Annotated in this window: 20 protein-coding genes, 1 tRNA gene and 1 pseudogene; 12 read left to right on the top strand and 10 right to left on the bottom strand. The window is 72.2% G+C overall.

Going from position 1 to position 23,869, the window contains the following annotated elements; translation table 11 throughout:
- Positions 1–104 precede the first annotated feature (104 nt).
- The 3 genes from ACFYYF_RS37490 to hutU are packed head-to-tail and all read right to left on the bottom strand — an operon-like array spanning position 105 to position 4,344.
- Entirely contained in the window at positions 105–1,463 is a 1,359-nt protein-coding gene (locus ACFYYF_RS37490) for a formimidoylglutamate deiminase (RefSeq protein WP_388783003.1), read from the bottom strand.
- Positions 1,460–2,683 carry an allantoate amidohydrolase gene (locus tag ACFYYF_RS37485; protein WP_388783001.1) on the bottom strand — a complete coding sequence of 408 codons (1,224 nt, stop codon included), beginning with the start codon at positions 2,681–2,683 and terminating at the stop codon, positions 1,460–1,462. The genes ACFYYF_RS37490 and ACFYYF_RS37485 overlap by 4 nt, the downstream gene beginning before the upstream one ends.
- Positions 2,680–4,344, bottom strand: coding sequence for a urocanate hydratase (gene hutU / locus ACFYYF_RS37480; protein WP_388782998.1), 1,665 nt, complete (start codon positions 4,342–4,344; stop codon positions 2,680–2,682). The genes ACFYYF_RS37485 and hutU overlap by 4 nt, the downstream gene beginning before the upstream one ends.
- A 182-nt stretch (positions 4,345–4,526) precedes the next feature.
- Between hutU and ACFYYF_RS37475 the strand changes: the two genes are divergently transcribed.
- The 5 genes from ACFYYF_RS37475 (at position 4,527) to ACFYYF_RS37455 (ending at position 8,502) form a co-directional block, all read left to right on the top strand.
- Positions 4,527–5,885, top strand: a complete 1,359-nt coding sequence (locus ACFYYF_RS37475; protein WP_388782995.1) for a diaminopimelate decarboxylase — start codon at positions 4,527–4,529, stop codon at positions 5,883–5,885.
- 442 nt (positions 5,886–6,327) lie between these two features.
- Positions 6,328–6,735, top strand: coding sequence for a hypothetical protein (locus ACFYYF_RS37470; RefSeq protein WP_037628227.1), 408 nt, complete (start codon positions 6,328–6,330; stop codon positions 6,733–6,735).
- A 35-nt stretch (positions 6,736–6,770) separates the two neighbouring features.
- A complete protein-coding gene (locus tag ACFYYF_RS37465) occupies positions 6,771–7,544 on the top strand; it encodes a transcriptional regulator (protein ID WP_361684124.1) in 774 nt (257 codons plus the stop codon).
- Positions 7,545–7,609: 65 nt separating this feature from the next.
- Complete coding sequence (locus ACFYYF_RS37460) at positions 7,610–8,113, top strand: roadblock/LC7 domain-containing protein (protein ID WP_361684075.1); 504 nt, start codon at positions 7,610–7,612, stop codon at positions 8,111–8,113.
- A 14-nt stretch (positions 8,114–8,127) separates the two neighbouring features.
- Entirely contained in the window at positions 8,128–8,502 is a 375-nt protein-coding gene (locus tag ACFYYF_RS37455; RefSeq protein ID WP_355763800.1) for a hypothetical protein, read from the top strand.
- 30 nt (positions 8,503–8,532) lie between these two features.
- Here the strand turns inward: ACFYYF_RS37455 and ACFYYF_RS37450 are convergent, their stop codons facing one another.
- The 3 genes and pseudogenes from ACFYYF_RS37450 to ACFYYF_RS37440 form a co-directional block, all read right to left on the bottom strand.
- Positions 8,533–9,102 carry a hypothetical protein gene (locus ACFYYF_RS37450; RefSeq protein ID WP_388782992.1) on the bottom strand — a complete coding sequence of 190 codons (570 nt, stop codon included), beginning with the start codon at positions 9,100–9,102 and terminating at the stop codon, positions 8,533–8,535.
- A gap of 251 nt (positions 9,103–9,353) precedes the next feature.
- A complete protein-coding gene (locus tag ACFYYF_RS37445) occupies positions 9,354–10,388 on the bottom strand; it encodes a MurR/RpiR family transcriptional regulator (RefSeq protein ID WP_388782990.1) in 1,035 nt (344 codons plus the stop codon).
- A pseudogene (locus tag ACFYYF_RS37440) lies at positions 10,385–10,711 on the bottom strand (histidine ammonia-lyase); the annotation flags it as partial. The gene ACFYYF_RS37445 and the pseudogene ACFYYF_RS37440, both read right to left, overlap by 4 nt.
- Positions 10,712–10,966: 255 nt before the next feature.
- Between ACFYYF_RS37440 and ACFYYF_RS37435 the strand changes: the two are divergent.
- Positions 10,967–11,404 (top strand): hypothetical protein, encoded by a 438-nt coding sequence (locus ACFYYF_RS37435; RefSeq protein ID WP_388782987.1) that lies wholly within the window; start codon positions 10,967–10,969, stop codon positions 11,402–11,404.
- A gap of 396 nt (positions 11,405–11,800) precedes the next feature.
- Here the strand turns inward: ACFYYF_RS37435 and ACFYYF_RS37430 are convergent, their stop codons facing one another.
- The gene (locus ACFYYF_RS37430) at positions 11,801–13,195 is read right to left on the bottom strand and encodes a cystathionine beta-synthase (protein ID WP_388782985.1); all 1,395 of its coding nucleotides are present in this window, start codon (positions 13,193–13,195) and stop codon (positions 11,801–11,803) included.
- 143 nt (positions 13,196–13,338) lie between these two features.
- Here ACFYYF_RS37430 and ACFYYF_RS37425 point away from each other — a divergent pair, with 143 nt between their 5' ends.
- The 3 genes from ACFYYF_RS37425 (at position 13,339) to ACFYYF_RS37415 (ending at position 17,780) form a co-directional block, all read left to right on the top strand.
- Positions 13,339–14,367 carry an SGNH/GDSL hydrolase family protein gene (locus ACFYYF_RS37425; protein WP_361684059.1) on the top strand — a complete coding sequence of 343 codons (1,029 nt, stop codon included), beginning with the start codon at positions 13,339–13,341 and terminating at the stop codon, positions 14,365–14,367.
- Between the two features lie 1,102 nt (positions 14,368–15,469).
- Positions 15,470–16,690 carry an acetyl-CoA C-acetyltransferase gene (locus ACFYYF_RS37420; RefSeq protein ID WP_339129773.1) on the top strand — a complete coding sequence of 407 codons (1,221 nt, stop codon included), beginning with the start codon at positions 15,470–15,472 and terminating at the stop codon, positions 16,688–16,690.
- A 292-nt stretch (positions 16,691–16,982) separates the two neighbouring features.
- A complete protein-coding gene (locus ACFYYF_RS37415; RefSeq protein ID WP_388782980.1) occupies positions 16,983–17,780 on the top strand; it encodes a hypothetical protein in 798 nt (265 codons plus the stop codon).
- A 57-nt stretch (positions 17,781–17,837) separates the two neighbouring features.
- Here ACFYYF_RS37415 and ACFYYF_RS37410 read toward each other — a convergent pair whose 3' ends face one another.
- Positions 17,838–18,149, bottom strand: coding sequence for a hypothetical protein (locus ACFYYF_RS37410; protein WP_326787337.1), 312 nt, complete (start codon positions 18,147–18,149; stop codon positions 17,838–17,840).
- A gap of 104 nt (positions 18,150–18,253) precedes the next feature.
- Here ACFYYF_RS37410 and ACFYYF_RS37405 point away from each other — a divergent pair, with 104 nt between their 5' ends.
- A complete protein-coding gene (locus ACFYYF_RS37405; protein WP_103550712.1) occupies positions 18,254–18,484 on the top strand; it encodes a DUF4287 domain-containing protein in 231 nt (76 codons plus the stop codon).
- A gap of 132 nt (positions 18,485–18,616) precedes the next feature.
- On the opposite strand, the gene ACFYYF_RS37400 is transcribed toward ACFYYF_RS37405, so the two are convergent.
- Together ACFYYF_RS37400 and ACFYYF_RS37395 are read right to left on the bottom strand one after the other, a co-directional pair.
- Positions 18,617–19,513, bottom strand: a complete 897-nt coding sequence (locus tag ACFYYF_RS37400; RefSeq protein ID WP_361684052.1) for a Bax inhibitor-1/YccA family protein — start codon at positions 19,511–19,513, stop codon at positions 18,617–18,619.
- 394 nt (positions 19,514–19,907) lie between these two features.
- A tRNA-Leu gene (locus ACFYYF_RS37395) sits at positions 19,908–19,990 on the bottom strand.
- 449 nt (positions 19,991–20,439) lie between these two features.
- On the opposite strand from ACFYYF_RS37395, the gene ACFYYF_RS37390 reads away from it, so the two are divergent.
- Together ACFYYF_RS37390 and ACFYYF_RS37385 are read left to right on the top strand one after the other, a co-directional pair.
- Positions 20,440–21,240: an ABC transporter ATP-binding protein gene (locus ACFYYF_RS37390; protein ID WP_361684049.1), complete on the top strand. Its 801-nt coding sequence runs from the start codon at positions 20,440–20,442 to the stop codon at positions 21,238–21,240.
- 59 nt (positions 21,241–21,299) lie between these two features.
- A complete protein-coding gene (locus tag ACFYYF_RS37385) occupies positions 21,300–23,828 on the top strand; it encodes an ABC transporter permease (RefSeq protein ID WP_388782975.1) in 2,529 nt (842 codons plus the stop codon).
- Positions 23,829–23,869 lie beyond the last annotated feature (41 nt).

Raw genomic sequence — 23,869 nt, 5'->3', positions numbered from 1 at the left:
AGGGGTGGCGGGACTGCTGGTGGGGGGTGCCGGGCGGGTGGTGGGAACTGCCAGCCGGGTGGCGGGTGGTGGCGGACGGGCGGTGTCCGCCGCCCGTCCGGGACTCAGGAGCGCAGCGCCTGGACGGCGTCCGCGAGCGCTGCCGGCACATCCGGTACGAGCCTGTGCGCGCCGTCGCGCACGACGTGCCGGCCCGCCACGACCGTGTGCCGGACGTCGGCGGCCGTGGCCGCGAATACGGCTGTCTCCGCGCCGAGGCGCGGCACCGGTCCCGCTGTTCTGACCGAGTCGAGGGCGATCGTCGTGAAGTCGGCGAGCGCGCCCGTCTCGATGGTGCCCGCCTCGTCCCAGCCGAGGGCGGCGTGGCCGTCTGCGGACGCGGCGCGCAGCAGGGCGGCGGCCGTCCAGTGACCGCGGGTGCGGGTGCGCAGCCGCTCGTTCAGTTCCATCGCGCGGGCCTCTTCGAGGAGGTCGATGACGGCGTGGCTGTCGGAGCCGAGCGAGAGGGGTGAACCCGCGCGCTGGAGGGCGACGGCGGGGCCGATGCCGTCGGCGAGGTCACGTTCGGTGGTGGGGCACATGCAGGTGCCGGTGCCCGAGCCGCCGAGCAGGGCGATGTCCTCGTCGGTGAGGTGAGTGTTGTGGACACCTGTGGTGCGCGGTCCGAGGACGCCGTGGTCGGCGAGCAGCCGGGTGGGCGTGCGGCCGTGGGCCTCCAGGCAGGCCTCGTTCTCCGCGGTCTGCTCGGACAGGTGCACATGGAGCGGGGCGCGCCGCTCCTCGGCCCAGCGCGCCACGGTGGCGAGCTGCCCGGCGGGCACGGCCCGTACGGAGTGGATCGCCGCGCCGATCCGTGCGTGATCCCGGTCCTTGAGAAGTGAAGAGCGATCCGCCCAGGCGTCGGCGGTGCCGTCGGAGAAGCGCCGCTGGTGGGCGTTGGGCGGCTGGCCGAAGCCGGAGGAGAGGTAGGCCGTGTCGAGCAGGGTGATGCGGATCCCGGCGTCGGCGGCCGCGGCGATCAGTGCCTCGCCCATGGCGTTGGGGTCGCTGTAGCGGCTGCCGTCGTGGGCGTGGTGCACGTAGTGGAACTCGCCCACCGCGGTGACTCCGGCGAGTGCCATCTCCGCGTACACCGCGCGGGCCAGCGCGTGGTAGGTCTCCGGGGTCAGCCGGTCGGCGAAGGAGTACATGATCTCGCGCCAGGTCCAGAAGGTGCCGGAGCCGACCTGGACGGTGCCGCGCAGGGCGCGGTGGAAGGCGTGGGAGTGGGCGTTGGCGAGTCCGGGGAGGGTGAGTCCGCGCAGGATCTCGGCGCCCGGCGGCGGGGTGCCGACGCCGGTGCGGACGTCGGTGACCCGGCCGTCGGCACCGGCCCCGGAGCCGCCGGCCGACACGGTCACGGCGACGCCCGGCTCGACGTGGGTGTCGAGCCAGGCGTGTTCCAGCCAGTACGTCTGTGTCACCTGCAGGCCAGCCCTTCGAGTACGTCGGCGAGAGCGGTCACCCCGGCCACGCAGTCGTCCTCGGCGGCGTACTCGGCCGGGGAGTGCGAGACACCCGTGGGGTTGCGTACGAACAGCATGGCGGTCGGGACGGTGCCGGACAGGATTCCGGCGTCGTGTCCGGCGCCGGTCCCGAGGACGGGCACGTTCAGGGCGGCGTCCCGGTCCTTGCCCAGGATGCGGGCGAGTTCGTCGCGCAGGGCGTGCTCGAACTCGACGACGGGGGTGAACGACTCGCGGATCACGTCGAGTTCGACGCCCTGTGCCTCGGCGTACTCGCGAGCCGCCTTCTCGACGCCGCCGACGACCGTGTCGAGGGTGGCCTGGTCGGCGGCGCGGGAGTCGAGCCAGCCGCGGACGAGGGAGGGGATGGCGTTGACACCGTTCGGCTCGACGGCGATCTTGCCGAACGTGGCGACGGCGCCTGCGAGCCGGGCCTCGCGGCGGGCGGCGAGGACGGTCTCGGCGTAGGGCAGCATCGGGTCGTGGCGGTCCACGAGCCGGGTCGTGCCCGCGTGGTTGGCCTCGCCGCGGAAGTCGAAGCGCCAGCGGCCGTGCGGCCAGATGGCGCTGGCGATGCCGACCTGGTCGCCACTGAGGTCGAGGGCGCGGCCCTGCTCGACGTGGAGTTCGACGAAGGCGCCGATCCGGCCGAGGCGTTCGGGGTCGGGGCCGATGCCGGCGGGGTCGTACCCGGCGCGTTCCATGGCCTGCGGCAGGGTGATGCCGTCGGCGTCGGTGAGCCGGTGCGCCTGCTCGACGGTGAGCTGTCCGGCGGCGAGCCGGGAGCCGACGCAGGCGAGGCCGAAGCGGGCGCCTTCCTCGTCGCCGAAGTTGACGATGGCGAGGGGCTTGGTGAACCGGACGCCCCGGGCACGGAGTTCGTCGAGCGCGGCGAAGGAGGAGACGACACCGAGGGGGCCGTCGAAGGCGCCGCCGTCGGGCACGGAGTCCAGGTGCGAGCCGGTGACCACGGCGTCGCCCCCGGCGGGGTCGCCGAGCCAGGCCCACTGGTTGCCGTTGCGGTCCAGCTCGTAGGTGAGCCCGCGGGACTCGGCCTGCTGCCGGAACCAGGCGCGGCAGTCGGTGTCGGCCCCGGTCCAGGCGAACCGTCGGTAGCCGCCGGAGGCGGAGCTGCGGCCGACCGGCAGCAGCTCCGCCCACATGCTGTGGAACGTCACGCGTCGTCACCTTCGCGCATCGGGATGCGCACACCGCGCTCGTCGGCCACCGACTCGGCGATGTCGTAGCCGGCGTCGACGTGGCGGATGACGCCCATGCCGGGGTCGTTCGTCAGGACGCGGCGGATCTTCTCGCCGGCGAGCTTGGTGCCGTCGGCGACGGAGACCTGGCCCGCGTGGATGGAGCGGCCCATGCCGACGCCGCCGCCGTGGTGGAGGGAGACCCAGGAGGCGCCGGAGGCGACGTTCACCATGGCGTTCAGCAGCGGCCAGTCGGCGATCGCGTCGGAGCCGTCGAGCATGGCCTCGGTCTCGCGGTACGGGGAGGCGACGGAGCCGCAGTCGAGGTGGTCGCGGCCGATGGCGAGGGGGGCGGCGAGTTCGCCGGAGGCGACCATGTCGTTGAAGCGCTCGCCGGCCTTGTCGCGCTCGCCGTAGCCGAGCCAGCAGATGCGGGCGGGCAGGCCCTGGAAGTGGACGCGCTCGCCGGCCAGCTTGATCCAGCGGTGCAGGGACTCGTTCTCGGGGAAGAGGTCGAGGATCGCCTTGTCCGTCTTGCGGATGTCCGAGGCCTCGCCGGACAGGGCGGCCCAGCGGAAGGGGCCCTTGCCCTCGGAGAAGAGCGGGCGGATGTAGGCGGGGACGAAACCGGGGAAGGCGAAGGCGCGGTCGTAGCCGGCGAGCTGGGCCTCGCCGCGGATGGAGTTGCCGTAGTCGAAGACCTCGGCTCCGGCGTCCATGAAGCCGACCATGGCCTCGACGTGCCGGGCCATGGACTCGCGGGCGCGGGTGGTGAAGCCGGCCGGGTCCTTGGCGGCCGCGTCGGCCATGTCGTCGAAGTCGACGCCGACGGGGAGGTAGGCGAGCGGGTCGTGGGCCGAGGTCTGGTCGGTCACGATGTCGATGGGCGCGCCCTCGGCGAGCATGCGGGGAAGCAGCTCGGCCGCGTTGCCGAGCAGGCCGATGGACAGCGGCTTGCGCTGGTCGCGGGCCTCGACGGCGAGCTGGAGGGCGTGCTCCAGGGAGTCGGCCCGCACGTCCAGGTAGCGGTGCTCGATGCGGCGCTCGATGGCACGCGGGTCCACGTCGATGCAGATCGCGACGCCGTCGTTCATCGTCACGGCCAGGGGCTGGGCGCCGCCCATGCCGCCGAGACCGGCGGTCAGCGTGATGGTGCCGGCGAGGGTGCCGTTGAACTTCTTCGCGGCGACGGCGGCGAAGGTCTCGTAGGTGCCCTGGAGGATGCCCTGGGTGCCGATGTAGATCCAGGAACCGGCGGTCATCTGGCCGTACATGGTCAGGCCGAGCTGCTCCAGGCGCCGGAACTCCTCCCAGTTGGCCCAGTCACCGACCAGGTTGGAGTTGGCGATGAGGACGCGCGGGGCCCACTCGTGGGTCTGCATGACACCGACGGGGCGGCCGGACTGGACGAGCATCGTCTCGTCCTGCTTGAGGGTCCGCAGCGTGCGGACCATGGCGTCGTAGGAGCGCCAGTCGCGGGCGGCCTTGCCGGTGCCGCCGTAGACGACGAGCTTGTCGGGGTGCTCGGCGACCTCGGGGTCGAGATTGTTCTGCAGCATCCGCAGGGCGGCTTCCTGCTGCCATCCCAGGGCGCTCAGTTCCGTACCGCGCGGCGCTCGGACGGGGCGGGGTCCTGACATGGTCTGCCTCCTAGCGGACTGTTGCTGTGGATATTCACATCCTGGCTCTTTGAATAGAGCTAGTCAATAGGTGCGCGGCCCCGCGCGCGCCCCTCCCGGATGTTTGGCTGGGACCCATGGGCGCAGAGATGGACAGGGCAGGGGATCGGGCAGGCGGCGACGACCGGGCGGGTGGGGCTGCGATGTCTTCGGCACAGGCCCGGGACGCGGCGCGCGTCTCGCGGCGGGACGACGCCGTACGGGCCGCCGTGGAGCAGGGGCTCCTCGCGCCGGACCGGCCCGTCGTCGCGCTCCTGGACGTCCCCGGCATACGGGCCTCGGCCGCCGCCCTGCACTCCGCCTTCGCGGCGGTGACCGCCCCCGGAACTCCGGTGCTGCACGCCTTCGCGGTGAAGGCGACGCCCCTCGTCCCCGTCCTGCGGCTGCTGCGCGAGGAGGGCATCGGCGCCGAGGTGGCGAGCCCCGGGGAACTCGCGCTCGCCCGGGCGGCCGGCATCCGGGCCGGGCGGACCGTGCTCGACTCGCCGGCCAAGACGCCCGCCGAACTGCGCGAGGCGCTGGCGCTGGGCATCGCGGTCAACGCGGACAACCCGCAGGAGCTGCACCGCATCGACGCCCTCGTCCGCTCGGCGGCCACCCGCTCCCCCATCGGACTCCGGGTGAACCCGCAGGTCGGCGGGGGATCGATCGGTGCGCTGTCCACCGCGACGGCGACCTCCAAGTTCGGGGTCGCGCTGCGGGACGAGGGAGCCCGCGCCTGGATCGTGCGGGCGTACGCGGAGCGGCCCTGGCTCACCCGGCTGCACGCGCACTCGGGCTCGCAGGGCATGCCGCTCCCGCTGATGGCACGGGGTGTGGCGGAGACGTACGCGCTGGCCGAGGAGATCAACCGGCACGTCGGGCGACAGCAGGTCGACACGATCGACATCGGCGGCGGACTGCCGGTCGACTTCGGCTCCGACACCATGGCGCCGACGTACGAGCAGTACGCGCGGCTGCTCGCGGAGGTGACACCGGGGCTGTTCGACGGGCGGTACGGGCTGGTGACCGAGTTCGGGCGGTCTCTGCTGGCCAAGCACGGGACGGTGCTGGCCCGGGTCGAGTACACGAAGTCCGCCGGGGGCCGGGCCGTCGCGGTCACCCACGCCGGGGTGCAGGTGGCGACCCGCACCGTGTACGCGCCGGAGTCGTGGCCGCTGCGGATCGCCGCGTACGACGCGAAGGGCCGGCCCAGGACGGGGCCGGACGTCGTCCAGGACGTCGCCGGACCGGCCTGCTTCGCGGGCGACCTGCTCGCCGAGGGCCGCCCGCTGCCGCCGCTCGAACCGGGCGACCATGTGGCCGCCCTCGACACGGGCGCGTACTGCTTCGCGCACCACTACGCGTACAACTCCCTGGCCCGCCCCGGCATCTACGGCTACGCACCGGCTGAGGGCGACCCGGGTGCCACCCGCTTCGCGGTCGTACGGACCCCCCAGACCCTCCCCGAGATCGTCACCGAGTCGGGCGGCCCCCACACCCACTCCCTCACCGGCTTGTAGAAGATCAGCCCCTCCCCTCCCCTTCGGCCGCGGGAAAACTCAGCCCCTCCCCTCACCTTCGGCCGCGGGAAAAATTCAGCCCCTCCGGCGTTTGAGGAGCGGGGTCCGGGGCGGAGCCCCGGGAACGGGACGGGAAGGGGCGGAGGGGGCGAACCCTAGAACGCAGGCACCGGCCGACCGGCACCACACTCACCGGCGGACGCCACAGCGCACCCGACACGACGAGCGCCCCCTCACACCCGCATACGCCCCCGCACTCCCGCCCCAGGGCAGCACAAACCGACCCCAGGGGGTTTAGGCACGCCTGAGAATGTGGTCAGTTGACCCACCTTAGTCATCGCGGGCATTTTCCACAGGAAAATGCCGGATCACTCCCTTCCCGTGCACACAGTGCGTAACTTCGGCGTCACTCGGCCGAACCCTTTGGCGGGAGGGAGACACGGTGCCCGGTATCGACGAGTGCCTGCTGGAGGCCATGACACTGCCCGGTGCGCGGGGCGCATCGGTGGTCGACTGGACCAGCGGCCTGGCCCTGGGCACGGTCGGCGACGCTCCGGGCGACGACCACGAGACGACCGCGGCGGAGGCGGCCGAACTGGCCCGGCTCGCCGCGGAGAACCGCTCGTTCGCCCCCAAGGGCGGCTCCGACTGGTCCGAGTGGTCCGACCAGGAAACCCCGATCGAAGACCTGATCATCAGCAACCGCGACAGCTACCACGTCCTGCGATTCGTCCGGACCGCCTTCGACAGCAGCGTGTTCCTGCATCTGTGGCTGGCCCGCTCGGACGGCAATCTCGCCCTGGCCCGCATCCGACTGGGCGAGATGGCCGGACGGCTGGTGCTCGTATGACCACGGTCAGGACCTCTCCCCCGCCCCGGCTCCCGATGAGGGACCCGGCACCGGGCGCCGCCGGCGGCGCCTCACCGATGCTCAGCAGGCTCGCCGACGAACGGGCCACCGGCGTCCTGATCCGCGAACGCGGCACCCTCTACCTCGCCGACGGCGAGGTCGTGCACGCCGAGAGCCCGGCCACCCCCGGACTCGACGTCCTCTTCTCCGTCCACGGCGTCCTGGACCCCGAGGTGTGGCGGGAGGCGGTCGCCACGGCCGGGGCGCGCCGCCGGGTCGGCCGGTTCCTGATCGACAGCGGGCGGATCGCGGAGGGCGCGCTGGAACTGTGCCACCTCGGCTCCCTCTACGACGCCGCGTACTTCGTGCTCGGGCCGAGCAGCACCCCGAGCCGCTTCCGTTACGGCGCCGCCCACTGGTTCGGCCCGGTCCGCCCCGTCCCGGTCGCCGCGCTGGAGCGCGAGACGGTGCGCCGGCGGGAACTCCTGCACCGGATCTGGCCCGACCCGGCCACCGACACCGCACCGCTGCGGCGCGCCCGGCTCACCGCGGGGCCGACGGTGCCGCTGCGCCAGGAGGCCGTCCTCGGCCGGGTGGACGGTGTCCGCACGGCGGCCGACGTGTCCCTCGCGCTGGGGCGGCCCGCCTTCCACACGCTCGTCGACCTGCGCCGGCTCGCCGCCGCCGGACTCGTGACGGCCGCGCCCGAACCGCAGCCGCTTCCCCCGCCCGGCGTGCTCACCCAGACCTCCGCCGATCCCGACGTCGCGTTGCTGCGGCGACTCAGAGACGCGCTGGAGGCCTTGTGAGTCCCAACCCCGCGGGAGGCCTTGTGATCCGCGCGCTACGACAGCGTGCCGAGAGGAGACTGCTGATGGCGGCGGAGGCCGAAGTCCTGGACGAACTCCATCGGCTCCGGGCCCGCGTGCCCCAGCTGACCGGAGCCCTCGCGGCCAGTGCCGACGGCCTCGTCCTCGCCCATGACACACCGGGCGTGGAGCCGGACGGCCTGGCCGCGCTCACCGCGGCCGCCCTGGGCGTCGCCATACGCATGGCCGAGTCCACCGGCCACGGCGACCTGCGCGAACTGCTGGTGCGCGGCGTGCACGGCTATGTCGCGACGTACGCCGCGGGCGGCTCCGCGGTGCTCACGCTGCTCGCCCAGGACCGGGTCAACGTCGGCCGGCTGCACCTGGAGGGGCGGCGCTCCGGCACCCGGATCGGCGAACTCGTCGACGCCGCCACGGCTCGCGGCGAACCGGCCGCCGAACCGGCCAAGACCTCCGCCAAGACCCCACTGCGCACACGCACCCCACGGGGCGCCACCCCGCGGTCCACATCCACTCCTGCCACCAACCCGAGAACATCAGAGAGCTGAAGGAGCACCCCATCATGACGAACACCGAGACCGCCCTCAAAGAGGCTCTGGCGTCCATCGAGGGCGCGACGGGAGCCGCGCTCGTGGACTACACGAGCGGAATGGCGCTGGGCACCATCGGCGGCAGCAAGAGCTTCGACCTCACGGTCGCGGCCGCCGGCAACACCGACGTCGTCCGGGCCAAACTGCGCACGATGGAACACCTCGGCCTGAAGGGCGACATCGAGGACATCCTGATCACGCTCTCCGACCAGTACCACCTGATCCGGCTGATGAAGGGGCGCGGCGGGAACGGCCTCTTCCTGTACCTGGTGCTCGACCAGAAGCGTGCCAACCTGGCGATGGCCCGGCACCAGTTGAAGAGGATCGAGGCCGATCTGGAGATCTAGTCCGCGCCACCGGGTCCGGAGCCGCTCCGGTCAGTGACGCCGCGCCCCACCGGGCGCGGCGTCACCCGCCGCCACTCCGGTGGCCCGGACGGCACGGACCGGCTTACCCACGGGCGCGCCGGCGCGCGGGCCGAGCCAGTCGACGCGCACCCAGATCAACGCCTGTTCGGCTCGCTCCACCCGACCGAGCCGGGCGGCCTTCAGCCACAGTCCGACACCCGCCCCGGCGAGCAGCATGCCGCCCGCGGCGGGCACCGCGAACGAACTGCCCAGCGCGGCGGCGAAGCCGAGCAGCAGCCACCAGCGGTGGCCCCGGCGCCAGTTGCGGACGGTCACGGCACGGTCCTGGAGCACATCGTGCTTGCCCGCGCGGGCGGCCGAGCGGACCAGGGCGTCGTACCGCTTCCTGCGCCACAGCGCCACCACGGCGGCCGTGACGAGAAACAGCGCGGCGCCCCCGAGGACGCCGATCCTGCGCCCGGTCAGCCCGGGGAGCAGCACTCCGACTCCGGCCGCCAGTACTCCGCACCACCACAGCGGTGATGCTCCCGCCCGCACCACGACGGCCACTCGGGCCAGTCCCTGTCCTCCGCGCGCCACGATCCGCCTCCCGTCCCCAGCGTCTGCACGTCCACGGGCGGGCCGCCGACGGCCGCCACGCCCGTATGTCTTCGGGCGCGCAGGTTAGCCACGGAAGGTGAGACGCGTCTGAGAAACACCGGAATCGCCGCTCCGGCGCCGGGGGACGACGCTCCTCCGCTCCCCGAACGGGGCCCTCTGAAAGCGGGGCTCTCGACGAACGGGCCCTCCACGAACGGGCCCTCCACGAGCAAGGCCCCGCACGGCGCCCGCTACTCCACGAACAGGCCCCGTACGGCGGCGCGTGCGTCGAACTGCTCCAGTCGCGCCTGCGCGTCCGGCAGGTCGTCGCACATGGCCTCCAGCAGGACACGGCCCAGCAGCATCGGCGCGCACGCCGTGTCGAACGCGAGGCCGGTGCCGACGGCGGCGGGGAGCAGCAGGTCGGACACCTTCGCCACCGGCGCGAACGCCGAGTCGGCGACCGTGACGACGGTCAGCCCGGCCTCCTTCGCGTAGCCGAGGGCGTCGACGACCTCGCGCGGGTGGCGGGGCAGCGCGAAGCACAGCAGGGCCGTGGCCCCGGCCCGGACGGCCGCGTCGATGCGGTCCTGGAGCATCGTGCCGCCCTCGTGCAGCAGCCGGACGTCGGGGTGCACCTTGGCGGCGAAGTAGGCGAAGCCGTAGGCCTGGGAGGCGGCGGCGCGCAGCCCGAGGACGGGCAGCGGGCGGGACGCGGCCAGCAGCCGCCCCGCGCGAGCGACCGGCCGCGGATCGGCGAGCACGGCGGCGAGGTGACGCAGGTTCTCGATCTCGGCCTCGACGGCCTGCTGGTACTCGTTGTACGAGGCGGTGTCGGCGGCCTGTTCGGTGGGCGCGACCTCGCGCAGGTGCCTGCGCAGCGCCGGGTAGCCGTCGAAGCCGAGCGCGACCGCGAAGCGGGTGACGGAGGGCTGGCTGACTCCGGCGAGTTCCGCGAGTTCGACGCTGGACAGGAACGGCACGTCGGCGGCGCTGCGCACCATGCTGTGGGCGATGCGCCGCTGGGTCGGGGTGAGCCGGCGCCCCTCGAAGAGGCTCTGGAGCCGTCCGGCGGGGCTGTCGCCCACGCCCGCGTCGCCCTGCGGTCCGACGCCTTCCGACGCCTCGCCGGCGCCCGACGCCCCACCGGCGCCCGGCGCCTCGTCGACCCCCGTCGCCCGGCCGACCCCCGTCGCCGTACCGTCCCGCATCGTCCCGCCGCCCCCCATCGTCCCGCCGTCCCCGTCCTTGTCGCCGCCTGCGGCCCTGTCGCCGAGCGTGCTCATGACGTGCTCCCCCTCCAGATGTCCGTGAACCGGCCGGGCTCCGGGTCGGGCCGCAGGTCGCGGCGGCGCGGCGCCCGTACCGCGGCGCCCGGTTCACGGCCGACGACGGGACGGTGCGCACCACACGCGCGCGGCGTCCGGCGTGCGGCGTGAGAGGCGGAGCCCGCCTGTTCCTCGACGCCCCGGGAGAGTACAGCGTGGCCGGGCGGGGCGGGGGCGGAGAGGGCCCGCAGGTCACGGAGCGCGGGACCGGCGGCGTACTCCTGGACCGTCCCGCCCGGGGACACGGCCTCGTGAGCGGCGAGGAAGGGGCGCGGCCGGGCGCGGCCGGGTCCGCGAAGGACTCCGGCGCCGCGGCCGTGAAGGACCGCGGGCGCGGCGGCCGTCGGAGGCGACACCGCGCACGACGTGTCCACGATCCATGACGACCCCACGCGCACACCCTTCTATTCAGGTACCGAGAACTCTGCATGACGATATGCAGACCGGCAAGGGGCACCCTCCGGGGGCCCGGCCCCGCCGCAACACGGGGGCTATCCCCAGTGCCAGGGGCGCCCCGGCTGCCTAACGTGATGGACATGACCGGTATGAACGCCCGCCATGACGACGCGGAGCTGAAGAAGGAACTCGACGCCACCCTGCACGCGCGCAGGGAACTCGGCGAGGAGTACGAGTCCGCGCTGGTCGACTCGTTCCTGGAGAAGGTCGAGCAGCGCCTCGACGGCGCCGTCGACCGCCGGGTGCGGCGCCGGCTCGCCGAACAGCAGATGACGGTGGCGCGCGGGTCGCGCGCTCCCCAGTCCGCCGACTCCTGGGGCGAGCGGTTCGGCTTCGGCATCGTCTCACTCGTCCTCGCGATCCCGCTGTCCGCGATCGGCGCCGCCCAGGCCGGCCTGCCCGGTCTGCTCGTCGCCTGGGGCGGCATCGTCGGGGTGAACGTGGTCCAGGCGGTGCGCCTGTCGCCCGGCTTCTTCGGCCGCCGCGCGTCCCGGCAGGAGTCGGACTGGGAGGAGTAGGCGCCCGACGGCATACGAAAGGGCCCGGCACTCGGGACGAGTGCCGGGCCCTTCGACGTATTGCGCGGGGACCGCCGCACCCCCGGTGAAGGGGGGCGGGACGACGGCGGTCCCCGCGAGGGACGCGGGCCGGGTCAGGACCAGGCTTGCGCGTCCTAGGCGTCCATGGAGGTCCGGGAGCCGCTCCGGAGGTCCTTGGCGCCGTTCGCCGCCGGCCCGGGCGGGGAGCCGCTCCCGCCCTGCCGACACCCACTAATGTGCCGGACCCGTGTTAAGCGGGTGCTGCGCGGACGTGACGCGCTCGTACCACTTCCGCGAAGTTCGCCCCGGCCGGAGCCGGAAGATCCACACGGATCCGGCACTTCGCGCGAAAACCCTGCTCCGGCGCCGGACGGGTCAGGCCCTGGTGCCGCCCTTGGCCAGGAAGGACAGCAGGTCCTGCCGGCTGACGACGCCGGTCGGCTTGCCCTCGACGAGCACGATCGCCGCGTCGGCGCCGCCGAGCACGGACATCAGGTCGGCGACCGGCTCACCGGAGCCGACCTGCGGCAGCGGCGACGACATGTGCTTCTCCAGCGGGTCGTCCAGGGAGGCCCGCTTGGTGAACAGCGCGTCCAGGAGCTCGCGCTCCACGACCGAGCCGATGACCTCGGCGGCCATCACGTCCGGGTGACCGGCGCCCGGCTTGACGATCGGCATCTGCGAGACGCCGTACTCACGCAGCACCTCGATGGCCTCGCCGACGGTCTCCTCCGGGTGCATGTGCACCAGCGAGGGGATCGAGGCGCCCGCCTTGTCGTTCAGGACGTCGGCGACACGGGCGCTCGGGCCGGTGTCCTCCAGGAAGCCGTAGTCGGCCATCCACTCGTCGTTGAAGATCTTGCTGAGGTAGCCGCGGCCGCTGTCGGGGAGCAGCACGACGACGACGTCGTCGGGGCCGAGGCGCTCGGCGACGCGCAGCGCGGCGACGACGGCCATGCCGCAGGAGCCGCCGACGAGCAGCCCCTCCTCCTTGGCCAGGCGGCGCGTCATCTGGAAGGAGTCCTTGTCGGACACCGCGACGATCTCGTCCGCGACCGTACGGTCGTAGGCGGTGGGCCAGAAGTCCTCACCGACGCCCTCGACCAGGTAGGGCCGGCCGGAGCCGCCGGAGTACACGGACCCCTCGGGGTCGGCGCCGACGACCTGGACCTTGCCGTCGCTGGCGTCCTTCAGATACCGGCCGGTGCCGGAGATCGTGCCGCCGGTGCCGACGCCCGCGACGAAGTGCGTGATCTTCCCCTCGGTCTGCTCCCAGAGCTCGGGGCCGGTCGAGTGATAGTGCGAGAGGGGGTTGTTCGGGTTGGAGTACTGGTCGGGCTTCCAGGCTCCCGGGGTCTCCCGCACGAGCCGGTCTGACACGTTGTAGTACGAGTCCGGGTGCTCCGGGTCGACGGCGGTGGGGCAGACCACGACCTCGGCTCCGTACGCGCGCATCACGTTGATCTTGTCGGCGGAGACCTTGTCGGGGCACACGAAGATGCAGTGGTACCCCTTCTGCTGCGCCACGATGGCGAGGCCTACACCGGTGTTTCCACTGGTCGGCTCGACGATCGTGCCGCCGGGCTTGAGCGCGCCGCTCTCCTCCGCGGCCTCGATCATGCGCAGGGCGATGCGGTCCTTCACGGATCCGCCCGGGTTGAAGTACTCGACCTTCGCCAGGACGGTCGCCTGGATCCCCGCGGTCACGTTGTTGAGTCTCACCAGCGGGGTGTTGCCGACGAGACTGATCATCGAGTCGTGGAATTGCACCGTTGTCTCCGGAGCTGCGTTTTTTAAAGGAATGGTCCCGTCAGCCTACGGCCCTGAGCAGCCGTTCACCCTCAGTTGCGATTGGCCCACCCGCTCTTCGGGGCAAGCAGTGGTTGTACGGCTACAGGAGGTGGCGGCGACGGATGTCGAGCATGTCGAGAGCGAGGGTGGCCCGGCGGATCGCCGCGGGCGCGGCGTACGGCGGGGGCGGCGTCGGGCTGGTGGGTGCGGCGGCCGTCGGTCTGGTGCTGGCCGAGGTGCAGTTCGTGAAGCGGCATGTGAACAACGGACACGCTCCCTACGCCCCGCGCGCGGACGGTCTGTACGGGTACGACTACGCCGGTGCCTCCCCTGACGAACCCCCGCTGCGGCTGACGATGCTCGGCGACTCGACGGCCGCCGGCCAGGGGGTGCGCAGGGCCCGCCAGACGCCGGGGGCGCTGCTGTCCTCGGGGCTCGCGGCGGTGGCCGAGCGGCCGGTGGAGCTGTGCAACGTGGCGCTGCCCGGCGCCCAGTCGGACGACCTGGACCGTCAGGTCGCGCTCGCTCTCGCGGACACCTCGCGGCTGCCCGACATCTGCGTGATCATGGTCGGCGCGAACGACGTGACGCACCGGATGCCGCCGACGCGCTCCGTGCGTCATCTGTCCGCGGCGGTCCGGCGGCTGCGCACGGCCGGTGCCGAGGTGGTCGTCGGCACGTGTCCCGACCTGGGCACGGTCGAGCAGGTCCAGCAGCCGCTGCGGTGGCTGGCGCGGCGTGCGTCCCGCCAGCTCGCCGCCGCGCAGACGATCGGGACGGTCGAGCAGGGGGGCCGGACGGTGTCGCTGGGCGACCTGCTGGGCCCCGAGTTCGCGGCGAACCCGCGTGAGCTGTTCGGTCCCGACCACTACCACCCCTCGGCCGAGGGGTACGCGACGGCCGCCATGGCTCTGCTGCCGACGGTCTGCGCGGCGCTGGGGCTGTGGCCGGCCGAGGACGAGCGGCCCGACGTCTCGCGTCACGAGGGGTTCCTGCCGGTCGCGCGGGCGGCGGCGGAGGCCGCGGCCGAGCCCGGCACCGAGGTGGCTGCCGCCATGCCGACCGGGCCCCGTGGCCCCTGGGCCCTCCTGAAACGCCGCCGCCGCCAACGCCTCCCGGCAACAGACCCGACCCCGACCCCGTCGAACTGACCCAGGTGCGGGCACGCGGGGGCCGGCCGCGCAGTTCCCCGCGCCCCTAGACACCTCACCCCGGCCGGCACCGGAAAGGCGGCCCCGGTCGGGGCGAGCCGGACCGTACCCGGCCGCGGGTGCGTGGGGGCCGGTCGCGCAGTTCCCCGCACCCCTAGGCACCTCACCCCGGCCGGCACCGGAAAGGCGGCCCCGGTCGGGGCGAGCCGGACCGTACCCGGGTGCGGGTCCGTGGGGGCCGGTCGCGCAGTTCCCCGCGCCCCTAGGCACCTCACCCTGACCGGCACCGGAAAGGCGGCCCCGATCCGGGCGGGAGCGAGACCGTACCCGGGTGCGGGTCCGTGGGGGCCGGCCGCGCAGTTCCCCGCGCCCCTAGGCACCTCGCCCTGACCGGCACGGGAAAGGCGGCCCCGGTCGGGGCGAGCCGGACCGTACCCGGGTGCGGGTCCGTGGGGGCCGGTCGCGCAGTTCCCCGCACCCCTAGGCATCTCACCCTGACCGGCACCGGAAAGGCGGCCCCGGTCGGGGCGAGCCGGACCGTACCCGGGTGCGGGTCCGTGGGGGCCGGTCGCGCAGTTCCCCGCGCCCCTAGGCACCTCACCCTGACCGGCACCGGAAAGGCGGCCCCGATCCGGGCGGGAGCGAGACCGTACCCGGGTGCGGGTGCGTGGGGGCCGGGCGCGCAGTTCCCCGCGCCCCTAGGTAGCTCGCCCTTGGCCTGGTCAGGAAGGAGCCGGAATCCAGGCCCAACCCGCAGGATTCAGCCCGCCCGGCACAAGAATTCAGCGCCGCCCGGCACAAGAATTTCAGCCCCTCCGGCGATTGAGGAGCGGGGTCCGGGGCGGAGTCCTGGAAGATTCAGCCCCTCCGGCGATTGAGGAGCGGGGTCCGGGGCGGAGCCCCGAGTGGGTGCTTGGCGTGGGGTGGCTTGGAGTGCCGGTCTGGGGGACGTACCCCCTCCTCCAAGGCGCCCCCGCCAGGAAAAAGCAAGCGCTTAGAAAAGTGCGGCCGGTGTCACACCCCAACACCGGTGACCCCGGCGGTACGTACGGGTAACTTCCCAAGCAGCCCCGCACACTTCCCGTACGCCAATGGAGCCGTGATGCCCGAAGCCGTGATCGTCTCAGCCGCCCGCTCCCCGATCGGCCGCGCCTTCAAGGGCTCCCTGAAGGACGTGCGCCCCGACGACCTGACCGCCACGATCATCCAGGCCGCCCTCGCCAAGGTCCCCGAGCTGGACCCGAAGCTCATCGACGACCTGATGCTCGGCTGCGGCCTCCCCGGCGGCGAGCAGGGCCACAACCTCGGCCGCATCGTGGCCGTGCAGATGGGCATGGACCACCTCCCGGGCTGCACCATCACCCGCTACTGTTCCTCGTCCCTGCAGACCTCCCGCATGGCCCTGCACGCCATCAAGGCGGGCGAGGGCGACGTCTTCATCTCGGCGGGCGTCGAGATGGTGTCGCGGTCCGTCAAGGGCACCTCCGACGGCATGCCGGACACCCACAACCCCCTCTTCGCCGACGCCGAGGCCCGCACGGTCGAGGTCGCGCAGTCGGAGGGCTCGACCTGGCACGACCCGCGCGAGGACAGCCGGATCCCGGACGCGTACATCGGGATGGGCCAGACCGCCGAGAACCTGGCCCGCCTCAAGGGCGTCACCCGCCAGGACATGGACGAGTTCGGCGTCCGCTCGCAGAACCTCGCCGAGGAAGCCATCAAGAACGGCTTCTGGGAGCGCGAGATCACCCCGATCACGACCCCGGACGGAACGGTCGTCAGCAAGGACGACGGCCCGCGCGCGGGTGTCACGCTGGAGGCCGTCCAGGGCCTCAAGCCGGTCTTCCGCCCCGACGGCCTGGTCACCGCCGGCAACTGCTGCCCGCTGAACGACGGCGCCGCCGCCCTCGTGATCATGTCCGACACGAAGGCCCGCGAGCTCGGCCTGACCCCGCTCGCCCGCATCGTCTCGACCGGCGTCACCGGCCTGTCCCCCGAGATCATGGGCCTCGGCCCGGTGGAGGCCAGCAAGCAGGCGCTCAGCCGCGCCGGCCTCACCGTCGACGACATCGACCTGTTCGAGATCAACGAGGCCTTCGCCGCCCAGGTGATCCCGAGCGCCCGCGACCTGAACATCCCGCTGGACAAGCTGAACGTGAACGGCGGCGCCATCGCGATCGGCCACCCCTTCGGCATGACCGGCGCCCGCATCACCGGCACGCTCATCAACAGCCTCCAGTTCCACGACAAGCAGTTCGGCCTGGAGACCATGTGCGTCGGCGGCGGCCAGGGCATGGCGATGGTCATCGAGCGCCTGAGCTGACAGCGACGACCCGTTCCTGTGACGGGAATTGAACCCAGCGTGAACGAATCGGCCCAGAAGCCCGGAACCACCGGGCCTCTGGGCCGATTTGTGATCCAATCCCTTCCAAGATGTGACCTATGTCCCTCCGGAAGGGTATTTCCGCAGGTCAGATGCATTGCACAGCTAAACCTGAGGCCCAAAGTCCTGTCCTATTCGTGACGTTACGCACTGACAGTTTGGTGGTTCGCCCTTCAAGCTGATGTAGGAAGTCGGGGGCCGACTTTGAACCGGGAGTACGTCAGTGAGCGCCATGCCGATTGCTCTGCTGCTCGCCACCGCCGCAAGTGCGGCCGTGGGCGTCGCCGTTCTGCGCACCCTGTGGGGTGTGCGTCGGCAGGTCGCAGCCCTGCACAGCGAACTCGTCGCGAGCCGCGCAAGCGCGGCGCGGGCCCTGGTGCCCGCGGCGCGAGGATCCGCCGACGCGGACGAGATACGCACGGCCGTGGCCGACGCGCTGGCCGAGGAGCGGGAACGCGAGCTCGCCGAGGCGCGGGCCTTCTGGGCCGCCCAGGAGGCGCGTGACGCCTCCGACGCGCCGTCGCTGCTCGGGCTGCCGGACACCGAGCTGTTCCTGCCGCGCCACTCGGACTTCGCGGGCCTCGATCACCTGGAGCCGGTGGCCGAGACGGGCACGGACCTGGAGGAGCTCCAGCAGACCGGCACCGCCGGCGACTCCCCGGAGCTCGCCGCGGCCCGCCGCCGTCACCCCTCGCACCCGGACTTCGTCCCGGTCCAGTCACCGGTGGTCGGCGACCACGAACGCACGGTGGCCCGCCTGGAGGAGCTCGCCGAGTCCCGTACGGAGCTGGCGGACGTCCGCCCCGGCCCGCTCGGCACCCTCGACGTCTACGTCTTCGCCGACGGCACGACCCTGTGCATGACCCCCGGCCACCGCGAGACCGCGCAGCGGCTCGCCGCGGCGCTGACGGCGGGCGAGGCGCCCGTCCTGCTCGGCGGCTCCGGCGTCTCGGGCGCGTACGCGCTGACCTTCTCCTTCGGCGAGGAGAGCGTGTACATCCTCGCGGACCGCGTCATAGCGTCGCTGTAGCGCCCGCCCCCAGGGGCGGGCCGCGGGGGCACCGCGCGCCGGAGTCGGCCGATCAGGTCAGACCCCGGCGCGTTTCTGTGCCTCGGCCACGAGCGTGACCGCTTCGGCCAGTTCCTCCTCGTTCTTCAGTACGAGGGCCAAGTCGTGCGCGGCGACCGTGATTTGGTCGGCGGCGGCGAACATCCCGGCGTCGGGCATCTCCCGGGGTTCCCCCGACGGGTCCTCGACCCGCTGGGCGCGCAGCGCGAACTCCCTGGCCAGCCCCAGTGCCTCGGCCGCGGCGCTGCGTTGCAGGCGGCTCTGCGGGGCGGCCCGCAACCGGTCGGCGAAGTGGTCCACGGCTCGGGTCAACGGCGTCGTATCCAGCACGCCGCGAGACTACGCGCAGCGGCGGGACTGTTGCCAACAACCCAACCCTCAGGCACGGTGGCGTGAAGGACCGGCTTACATCCCCTTTGCGTTCGGAGGCGCCGATGTCCCAAGTCTTCTCCGAGGAGACCCATCGCAACCTGCTCGCCCGCATCCCCCATTGCACCGGTCGTGAGATCTCCGACTGGCTTCGCACCGTCGACGAAGGCCCCGCCCTCTTCCGCTTCGAGGAGAAGGTGAGCTGGCTCCGCGCCGAGCACGACCTCGCGTACGGCCACGCCAAAGCGATCATCCACGAGTACGACCTGAGGAGGGCCGCGCGCAAACTGCTGTGAGCGCGCACCACCGAGACGACCGCCATCCGACGACACCCCCCGTGCCGACCGGCACCCATGACGAAGGGCCCGCGAACTGGTGGTTCGCGGGCCCTTCACGTTGTCGGACGGCCCCTCAGGCCGCCGGCGCGGCTAGTCGTCGCCGCTGAAGATGGCGACCAGCCGCAGCATCTCGACGTAGATCCAGACGAGCGTCATGGTCAGGCCGAACGCGGCCAGCCAGGCCTCTTCCTTGGGCGCGCCGTAGGCGATGCCGTCCTCGATCTGCTTGAAGTCGAGGGTCAGGAAGAACGCACCGATCAGGATCGCCAGGATGCCGACGATCGCGCCGAGCGGGCCGTTGCTGCGCAGTCCGCCGTCCGGGGCGACCCCGAAGACCACCAGCAGCAGGTTCACCGCCATGACGGCGACGAACGCGATGGCGATGGTCAGACCGATGCGGGCGTACCGCGCGGTCACCCGGATCCAGCCCGCCTTGTAGACGAGGAGGGTGGCGCCGGTGACGGCCATCGTGCCGAGCACGGCCTGGAAGGGCGCGCCGGACCATGCCGCGTTGTACATCTCGCTGAACACACCGAGGAAGACGCCCTCGAAGGCGGCGTAACCGAGGATCAGCGCGGGCGAGGCGTTGCGCTTGAAGGACTGCACCATCGCGAGGACGAAGGCGACCAGGGCGGCGCCGATGGCCAGGCCGTAGCTCGTGCTGGAGACCGGCAGCAGCGCCCAGGCCAGGACGGCGCCGACGACGACGGTGCCGAGCGTCATGGCCGAGCGCATGACGACGTCGTCCATCGTCATACGGCCGGTGGTGACCGGGGCCTGCGGCGGAGCGCCGTGCTGGAGGCCCTGCTGGGCGTAGGGGTTCTGCGCGTACGGGTTCTGCGCGTAGGGGTTGCCGCCCTGCTGGGCGTAGGGGTTCCCCTGCGTGCCGACAGCGGGTCCCCCGGCCTGCGGCGCCGCGTTGAAGCCCGCGTAGCCGTTGTCGCGGCTGAACCCCCGTCGCGAGAAGACCGGGTTACTGCTCCTCATTTCACTCCTCCATGGCCACCGTGCGTGGCCTTGGCCTCAAGGGTAATAGGTAGGCAAAGGAATGACCCTAGTGCTTGAGGAGGATCTTTCCCTCGTTGTGCCACCGTACGCGTGTGCCCTCTGGTACGCCCGCACTGGTACGAAGCCGTGACACCGCTCGTCGCGGCACCGGCTCGCGACGCGTCACGGCACCGGCTCGCGACCCTCGCGTTCGCCCGGTGAACCTTCCTTCACCTCTGCCTCGGCCACGGGTGTCCATCGTCCGGGAGACGGCCGCCGGCGGCTGAGCGGGGTGCCGCGAAGAGGGGCGGGGACCGAGGGGGGAATGCAGCCGGCGGGCCACGCTCGGAGTGTTCCGACTGTGGCCCGCGTCCTGCGTCACAGGGGCGGGAAGTGCCCGGAACCGGACTTGAACCGGTACGCCCGCGAGGGGCAGCGAGGTTTAAGCTCGCCGTGTCTGCATTCCACCATCCGGGCAGACCATGGGCTCCGCATCGAGGTTCCGAGCCTATCGGGGCGCATCACCCGAACAGCGGGCGTGCGGACCGCTGTTGTCTTATTTTATTGATGTCTGAGGGTGCATCAGTACGCTGCACAGGCCGTCAGCACTTGCCAACAGCCTCCCGGACGCACAGAGCCCGCGTACGCGAATTGACGGAATTTCACCGTCCGAACGCGATCACGCCGAACCCCGGACCGGATCCCGGGCCCGCTCCCGGGAGTACGGCCGCGCGCCACGCGCTCCCCGGCGCCGACCCGGACCGCTCTCAGGGAACTCCGTCATCCCCAGGTATGACACCGCCGCTCGCGGTCCGACCCGAGGCTGCCCCCGGAACCGGAACAGCGGGTGACTACATCCCCCGGATCGGCACGGACGATGGAACACGTCCCCAGCAACGTCCTCGTCCCGACAGGAGCACCCTCCCGTGACCACCACCCACCCCGCCCGCACAAGCACCGCCGTCGCAGCCCGCGCCACGGAACTGTCGAAGGTCTACGGGCAGGGCGAGACCCAGGTGGTCGCGCTCGACCGGGTCAGCGTCGACTTCCGGCAGGCCGAGTTCACCGCGATCATGGGCCCCTCGGGGTCGGGCAAGTCCACGCTGATGCACTGCGTGGCGGGCCTCGACACCTTCTCCTCCGGCTCGGTGCGCATCGGCGACACCGAACTCGGCTCCCTGAAGGACAAGCAGCTCACCAAGCTGCGCCGGGACAAGATCGGCTTCATCTTCCAGGCGTTCAACCTGCTGCCGACGCTGACGGCCCTGGAGAACATCACGCTCCCGATGGACATCGCCGGCCGCAGGCCCGACAAGGAGTGGCTGGACACCGTCATCAAGATGATCGGCCTCGCGGACCGGCTGAGCCACCGCCCCTCCCAGCTCTCCGGCGGCCAGCAGCAGCGCGTCGCCGTCGCCCGCGCCCTCGCCTCCCGCCCCGAGATCATCTTCGGCGACGAGCCGACCGGAAACCTCGACTCGCGCTCGGGCGCGGAGGTCCTCGGCTTCCTGCGCAACTCCGTACGCGAACTCGGCCAGACCGTGGTCATGGTGACGCACGACCCGGTGGCCGCCGCCTACGCGGACCGGGTCGTCTTCCTCGCGGACGGACGGATCGTCGACGAGGTGCACGAGCCGACCGCGGACTCGGTCCTCGACCGCATGCGGAACCTTCCCGGGGGAAACCCCCGGACCCCCGAGTTCGACGGCAAGAACCGCACTAGCTGACGCGGGCGCCGAGCCCTCCCGACGCCCCCACTCCTCGTACACCTGGACTGAGACACCCCATGTTCCGTACCGCCTTGCGCAACGTGTTCGCGCACAAGGCCAGGCTCCTGATGACCGTCCTCGCCGTCCTCCTCGGCGTCGCCTTCGTCTCGGGGACCCTGGTCTTCACCAACACCATCTCGGACGCCTACCAGAAGAGCTCCGCCAAGGGCTTCGACCAGGTCGACGTCGCCATCCGCCCCGAGAGCGCGGCCGACTCGGGCGACACGATAGGCAGGACGCACAAGCTGACGCGGTCCCTGCTCGACAAGGCCGCCCAGGTGCCGGGAGCCGCCTCCGCGATCGGCGTCGTCAACGGCTTCACCGCCATCGCCGACAAGGACGGCAAGCTCATCGGCGGCGGCTTCCAGTCCCAGGGCGGCAACTTCTGGGGCGAGAAGGACCCCCGCTATCCCCTGACGGCCGGACACGCGCCGCACGGCGCCGGCGAGATCGCCATCGACTCCGAGACCGCGAGGCGGGCCGGCTACAAGGTCGGCGACACCGTACGCCTGTCGGTCGACGGCCCCGTCCTTCGGCCCGTCGTCGCCGGCGTCTTCCGCACCGACGACGGCAACGTCGCCGCGGGCGGCAGCCTCGCCCTGTTCGACACGAAGACCGCGCAGCGGCTGTTCCACTCGGCCGGCTCCTACGACGAGATCGACGTGAAGGCCGCGCCGGGCACCAGCCAGAGCGCGCTGCGCGAGGCCCTCGACGCCGTCGTACCGAAGGACACCGCCTCCACCGTCACCGGCCGGCAGCTCGCCGACGACCAGGCCGAGCAGATCTCCGCGGCGATGAGCGGCATGAAGACGGGCCTGCTCGTCTTCGCCGGGATCGCGCTGTTCGTCGGCACCTTCATCATCGCCAACACCTTCACCATGCTGGTCGCCCAGCGCACCAAGGAGCTGGCGCTGCTGCGCGCCGTCGGCGCCTCCCGCCGCCAGGTCACCCGCTCGGTGCTGATCGAGGCGTTCGTGGTCGGCGCGGTGGCGGCCGTCGGCGGGCTCGCCGCGGGCATCGGCATCGGCGCCGCGATGCGCTCCCTGATGGGCACGCTCGGCGCCACGGTGCCGGACGGCCCGCTGGTCGTCTCGCCCGGAACCGTCGCCACGGCGCTGCTCGTCGGCGTCCTCGTCACGATGCTGGCCGCCTGGCTGCCGGGCCGGCGCGCCGCGAAGATCCCGCCGGTCGCGGCGATGAGCAGCGTCCACGCGAAGGCGACGACCAAGTCCCTGGTCCTGCGGAACACGATCGGCGCCCTGTTCGCGGCCGCGGGCGTCGCCGTGGTCCTCTACGCCACGACGATGGACGGCTCGGACGGCCAGGCCCCGATGGGTCTCGGCGCCGTGCTGCTCATCATCGGCGTCTTCGTCCTCACCCCGCTGCTGTCCCGGCCGCTGATCGCCGCCGCGGCCCCCGTCCTGCGGGTCTTCGGGATCTCCGGCAAGCTGGCCCGGCAGAACTCGGTGCGCAACCCGCGCCGCACCGCCGCCACCGCCTCGGCCCTGATGATCGGTCTCACGCTGATCACCGGCATGACGGTGATGGCCGGCAGCCTGCAGAAGTCGATCGACAAGATGGCCAGTTCGGCGATCAAGGCGGACTACGTCGTGTCGATGGCGAACGGCAACTCCCTCTCCCCGGACGTCGAGAAGAAGCTCGCCGCGGTCGACGGGGTCACCGACAGCAGCCCGCTGCGCAACGCGCCCGCCCGCATCGACCGGCAGACGGAGTTCCTGACCGGCGTCACCGGCTCGGCCATCGGCAAGCTCACCGAACTCGACGTCACGGACGGCGCCTTCGAGGTCGGCGGCACCCGGGTCGTGGTCGACTCGGACACGGCGAAGTCCCACGACTGGAAGGCCGGTTCGGACTTCCAGGTCTCCTACGAGGACGGCGCGAAGGAGCGCCTGACCGTGGCCGGGGTGTACGAGGCCAACGAGATGATCCGGGGCATCATCCTCGACAACGCCGCGCTCTCCCCGCACCAGCGTGACGCCTCCGACATGCAGGTCATGGTGAAGACGGCGGGCGGCGCCTCGGCCGCGGCCAAGGACCGGCTGGAGAAGGCCCTCGGCGACAACCCCGCCATCACGGTCCAGGACAAGCAGGACATCTCCGACGGCATCGCCAAGATGTTCACGCTGATGCTGAACATGCTCTACGGCCTGCTGGCGATGGCGGTGATCGTCGCCGTCCTCGGCGTCATCAACACCCTCGCGATGTCGGTCTTCGAGCGCTCGCAGGAGATCGGGATGCTCCGCGCGATCGGCCTGGACCACAAGGGCATCAAGCGGATGGTCCGCCTGGAGTCCCTGGTCATCTCGCTCTTCGGCGGCGTCCTCGGCATCGGTCTCGGCGTCTTCTTCGGCTGGGCGGCCGGCGAGTTGCTGGGCAGCAGGATGCCGACGTACGAACTCGTGCTGCCCTGGGGCCGGATGGCGCTCTTCCTGCTCCTCGCGGCGACCGTCGGCGTCCTGGCCGCGCTCTGGCCGGCCCGCCGGGCGGCCCGTCTGAACATGCTGACGGCGATCAAGTCCGAGTGAGCGGACACCGCGAGCGGACCTGAGCGAAGGCTCCGGTGACG

Source organism: Streptomyces sp. NPDC001914, assembly GCF_042891215.1.
GTDB lineage: Bacteria > Actinomycetota > Actinomycetes > Streptomycetales > Streptomycetaceae > Streptomyces.
This window is presented reverse-complemented; position numbering and strand designations above follow the sequence as displayed.

Excerpts from the sequence above, each read along its gene's own strand:
- ACFYYF_RS37435 (WP_388782987.1), top strand. The coding sequence starts at position 10,967 with ATGACCGGTATGAACGCCCGCCATGACGACGCGGAGCTGAAGAAGGAA.
- ACFYYF_RS37465 (WP_361684124.1), top strand. The coding sequence starts at position 6,771 with ATGAGGGACCCGGCACCGGGCGCCGCCGGCGGCGCCTCACCGATGCTC.
- ACFYYF_RS37460 (WP_361684075.1), top strand. The coding sequence starts at position 7,610 with ATGGCGGCGGAGGCCGAAGTCCTGGACGAACTCCATCGGCTCCGGGCC.
- ACFYYF_RS37420 (WP_339129773.1), top strand. The coding sequence starts at position 15,470 with ATGCCCGAAGCCGTGATCGTCTCAGCCGCCCGCTCCCCGATCGGCCGC.
- ACFYYF_RS37445 (WP_388782990.1), bottom strand. The coding sequence starts at position 10,388 with ATGAGCACGCTCGGCGACAGGGCCGCAGGCGGCGACAAGGACGGGGAC.
- ACFYYF_RS37415 (WP_388782980.1), top strand. The coding sequence starts at position 16,983 with ATGCCGATTGCTCTGCTGCTCGCCACCGCCGCAAGTGCGGCCGTGGGC.
- ACFYYF_RS37405 (WP_103550712.1), top strand. The coding sequence starts at position 18,254 with ATGTCCCAAGTCTTCTCCGAGGAGACCCATCGCAACCTGCTCGCCCGC.
- ACFYYF_RS37455 (WP_355763800.1), top strand. The coding sequence starts at position 8,128 with ATGACGAACACCGAGACCGCCCTCAAAGAGGCTCTGGCGTCCATCGAG.
- ACFYYF_RS37425 (WP_361684059.1), top strand. The coding sequence starts at position 13,339 with ATGTCGAGCATGTCGAGAGCGAGGGTGGCCCGGCGGATCGCCGCGGGC.
- hutU (WP_388782998.1), bottom strand. The coding sequence starts at position 4,344 with ATGTCAGGACCCCGCCCCGTCCGAGCGCCGCGCGGTACGGAACTGAGC.
- ACFYYF_RS37400 (WP_361684052.1), bottom strand. The coding sequence starts at position 19,513 with ATGAGGAGCAGTAACCCGGTCTTCTCGCGACGGGGGTTCAGCCGCGAC.
- ACFYYF_RS37475 (WP_388782995.1), top strand. The coding sequence starts at position 4,527 with ATGTCTTCGGCACAGGCCCGGGACGCGGCGCGCGTCTCGCGGCGGGAC.
- ACFYYF_RS37385 (WP_388782975.1), top strand. The coding sequence starts at position 21,300 with ATGTTCCGTACCGCCTTGCGCAACGTGTTCGCGCACAAGGCCAGGCTC.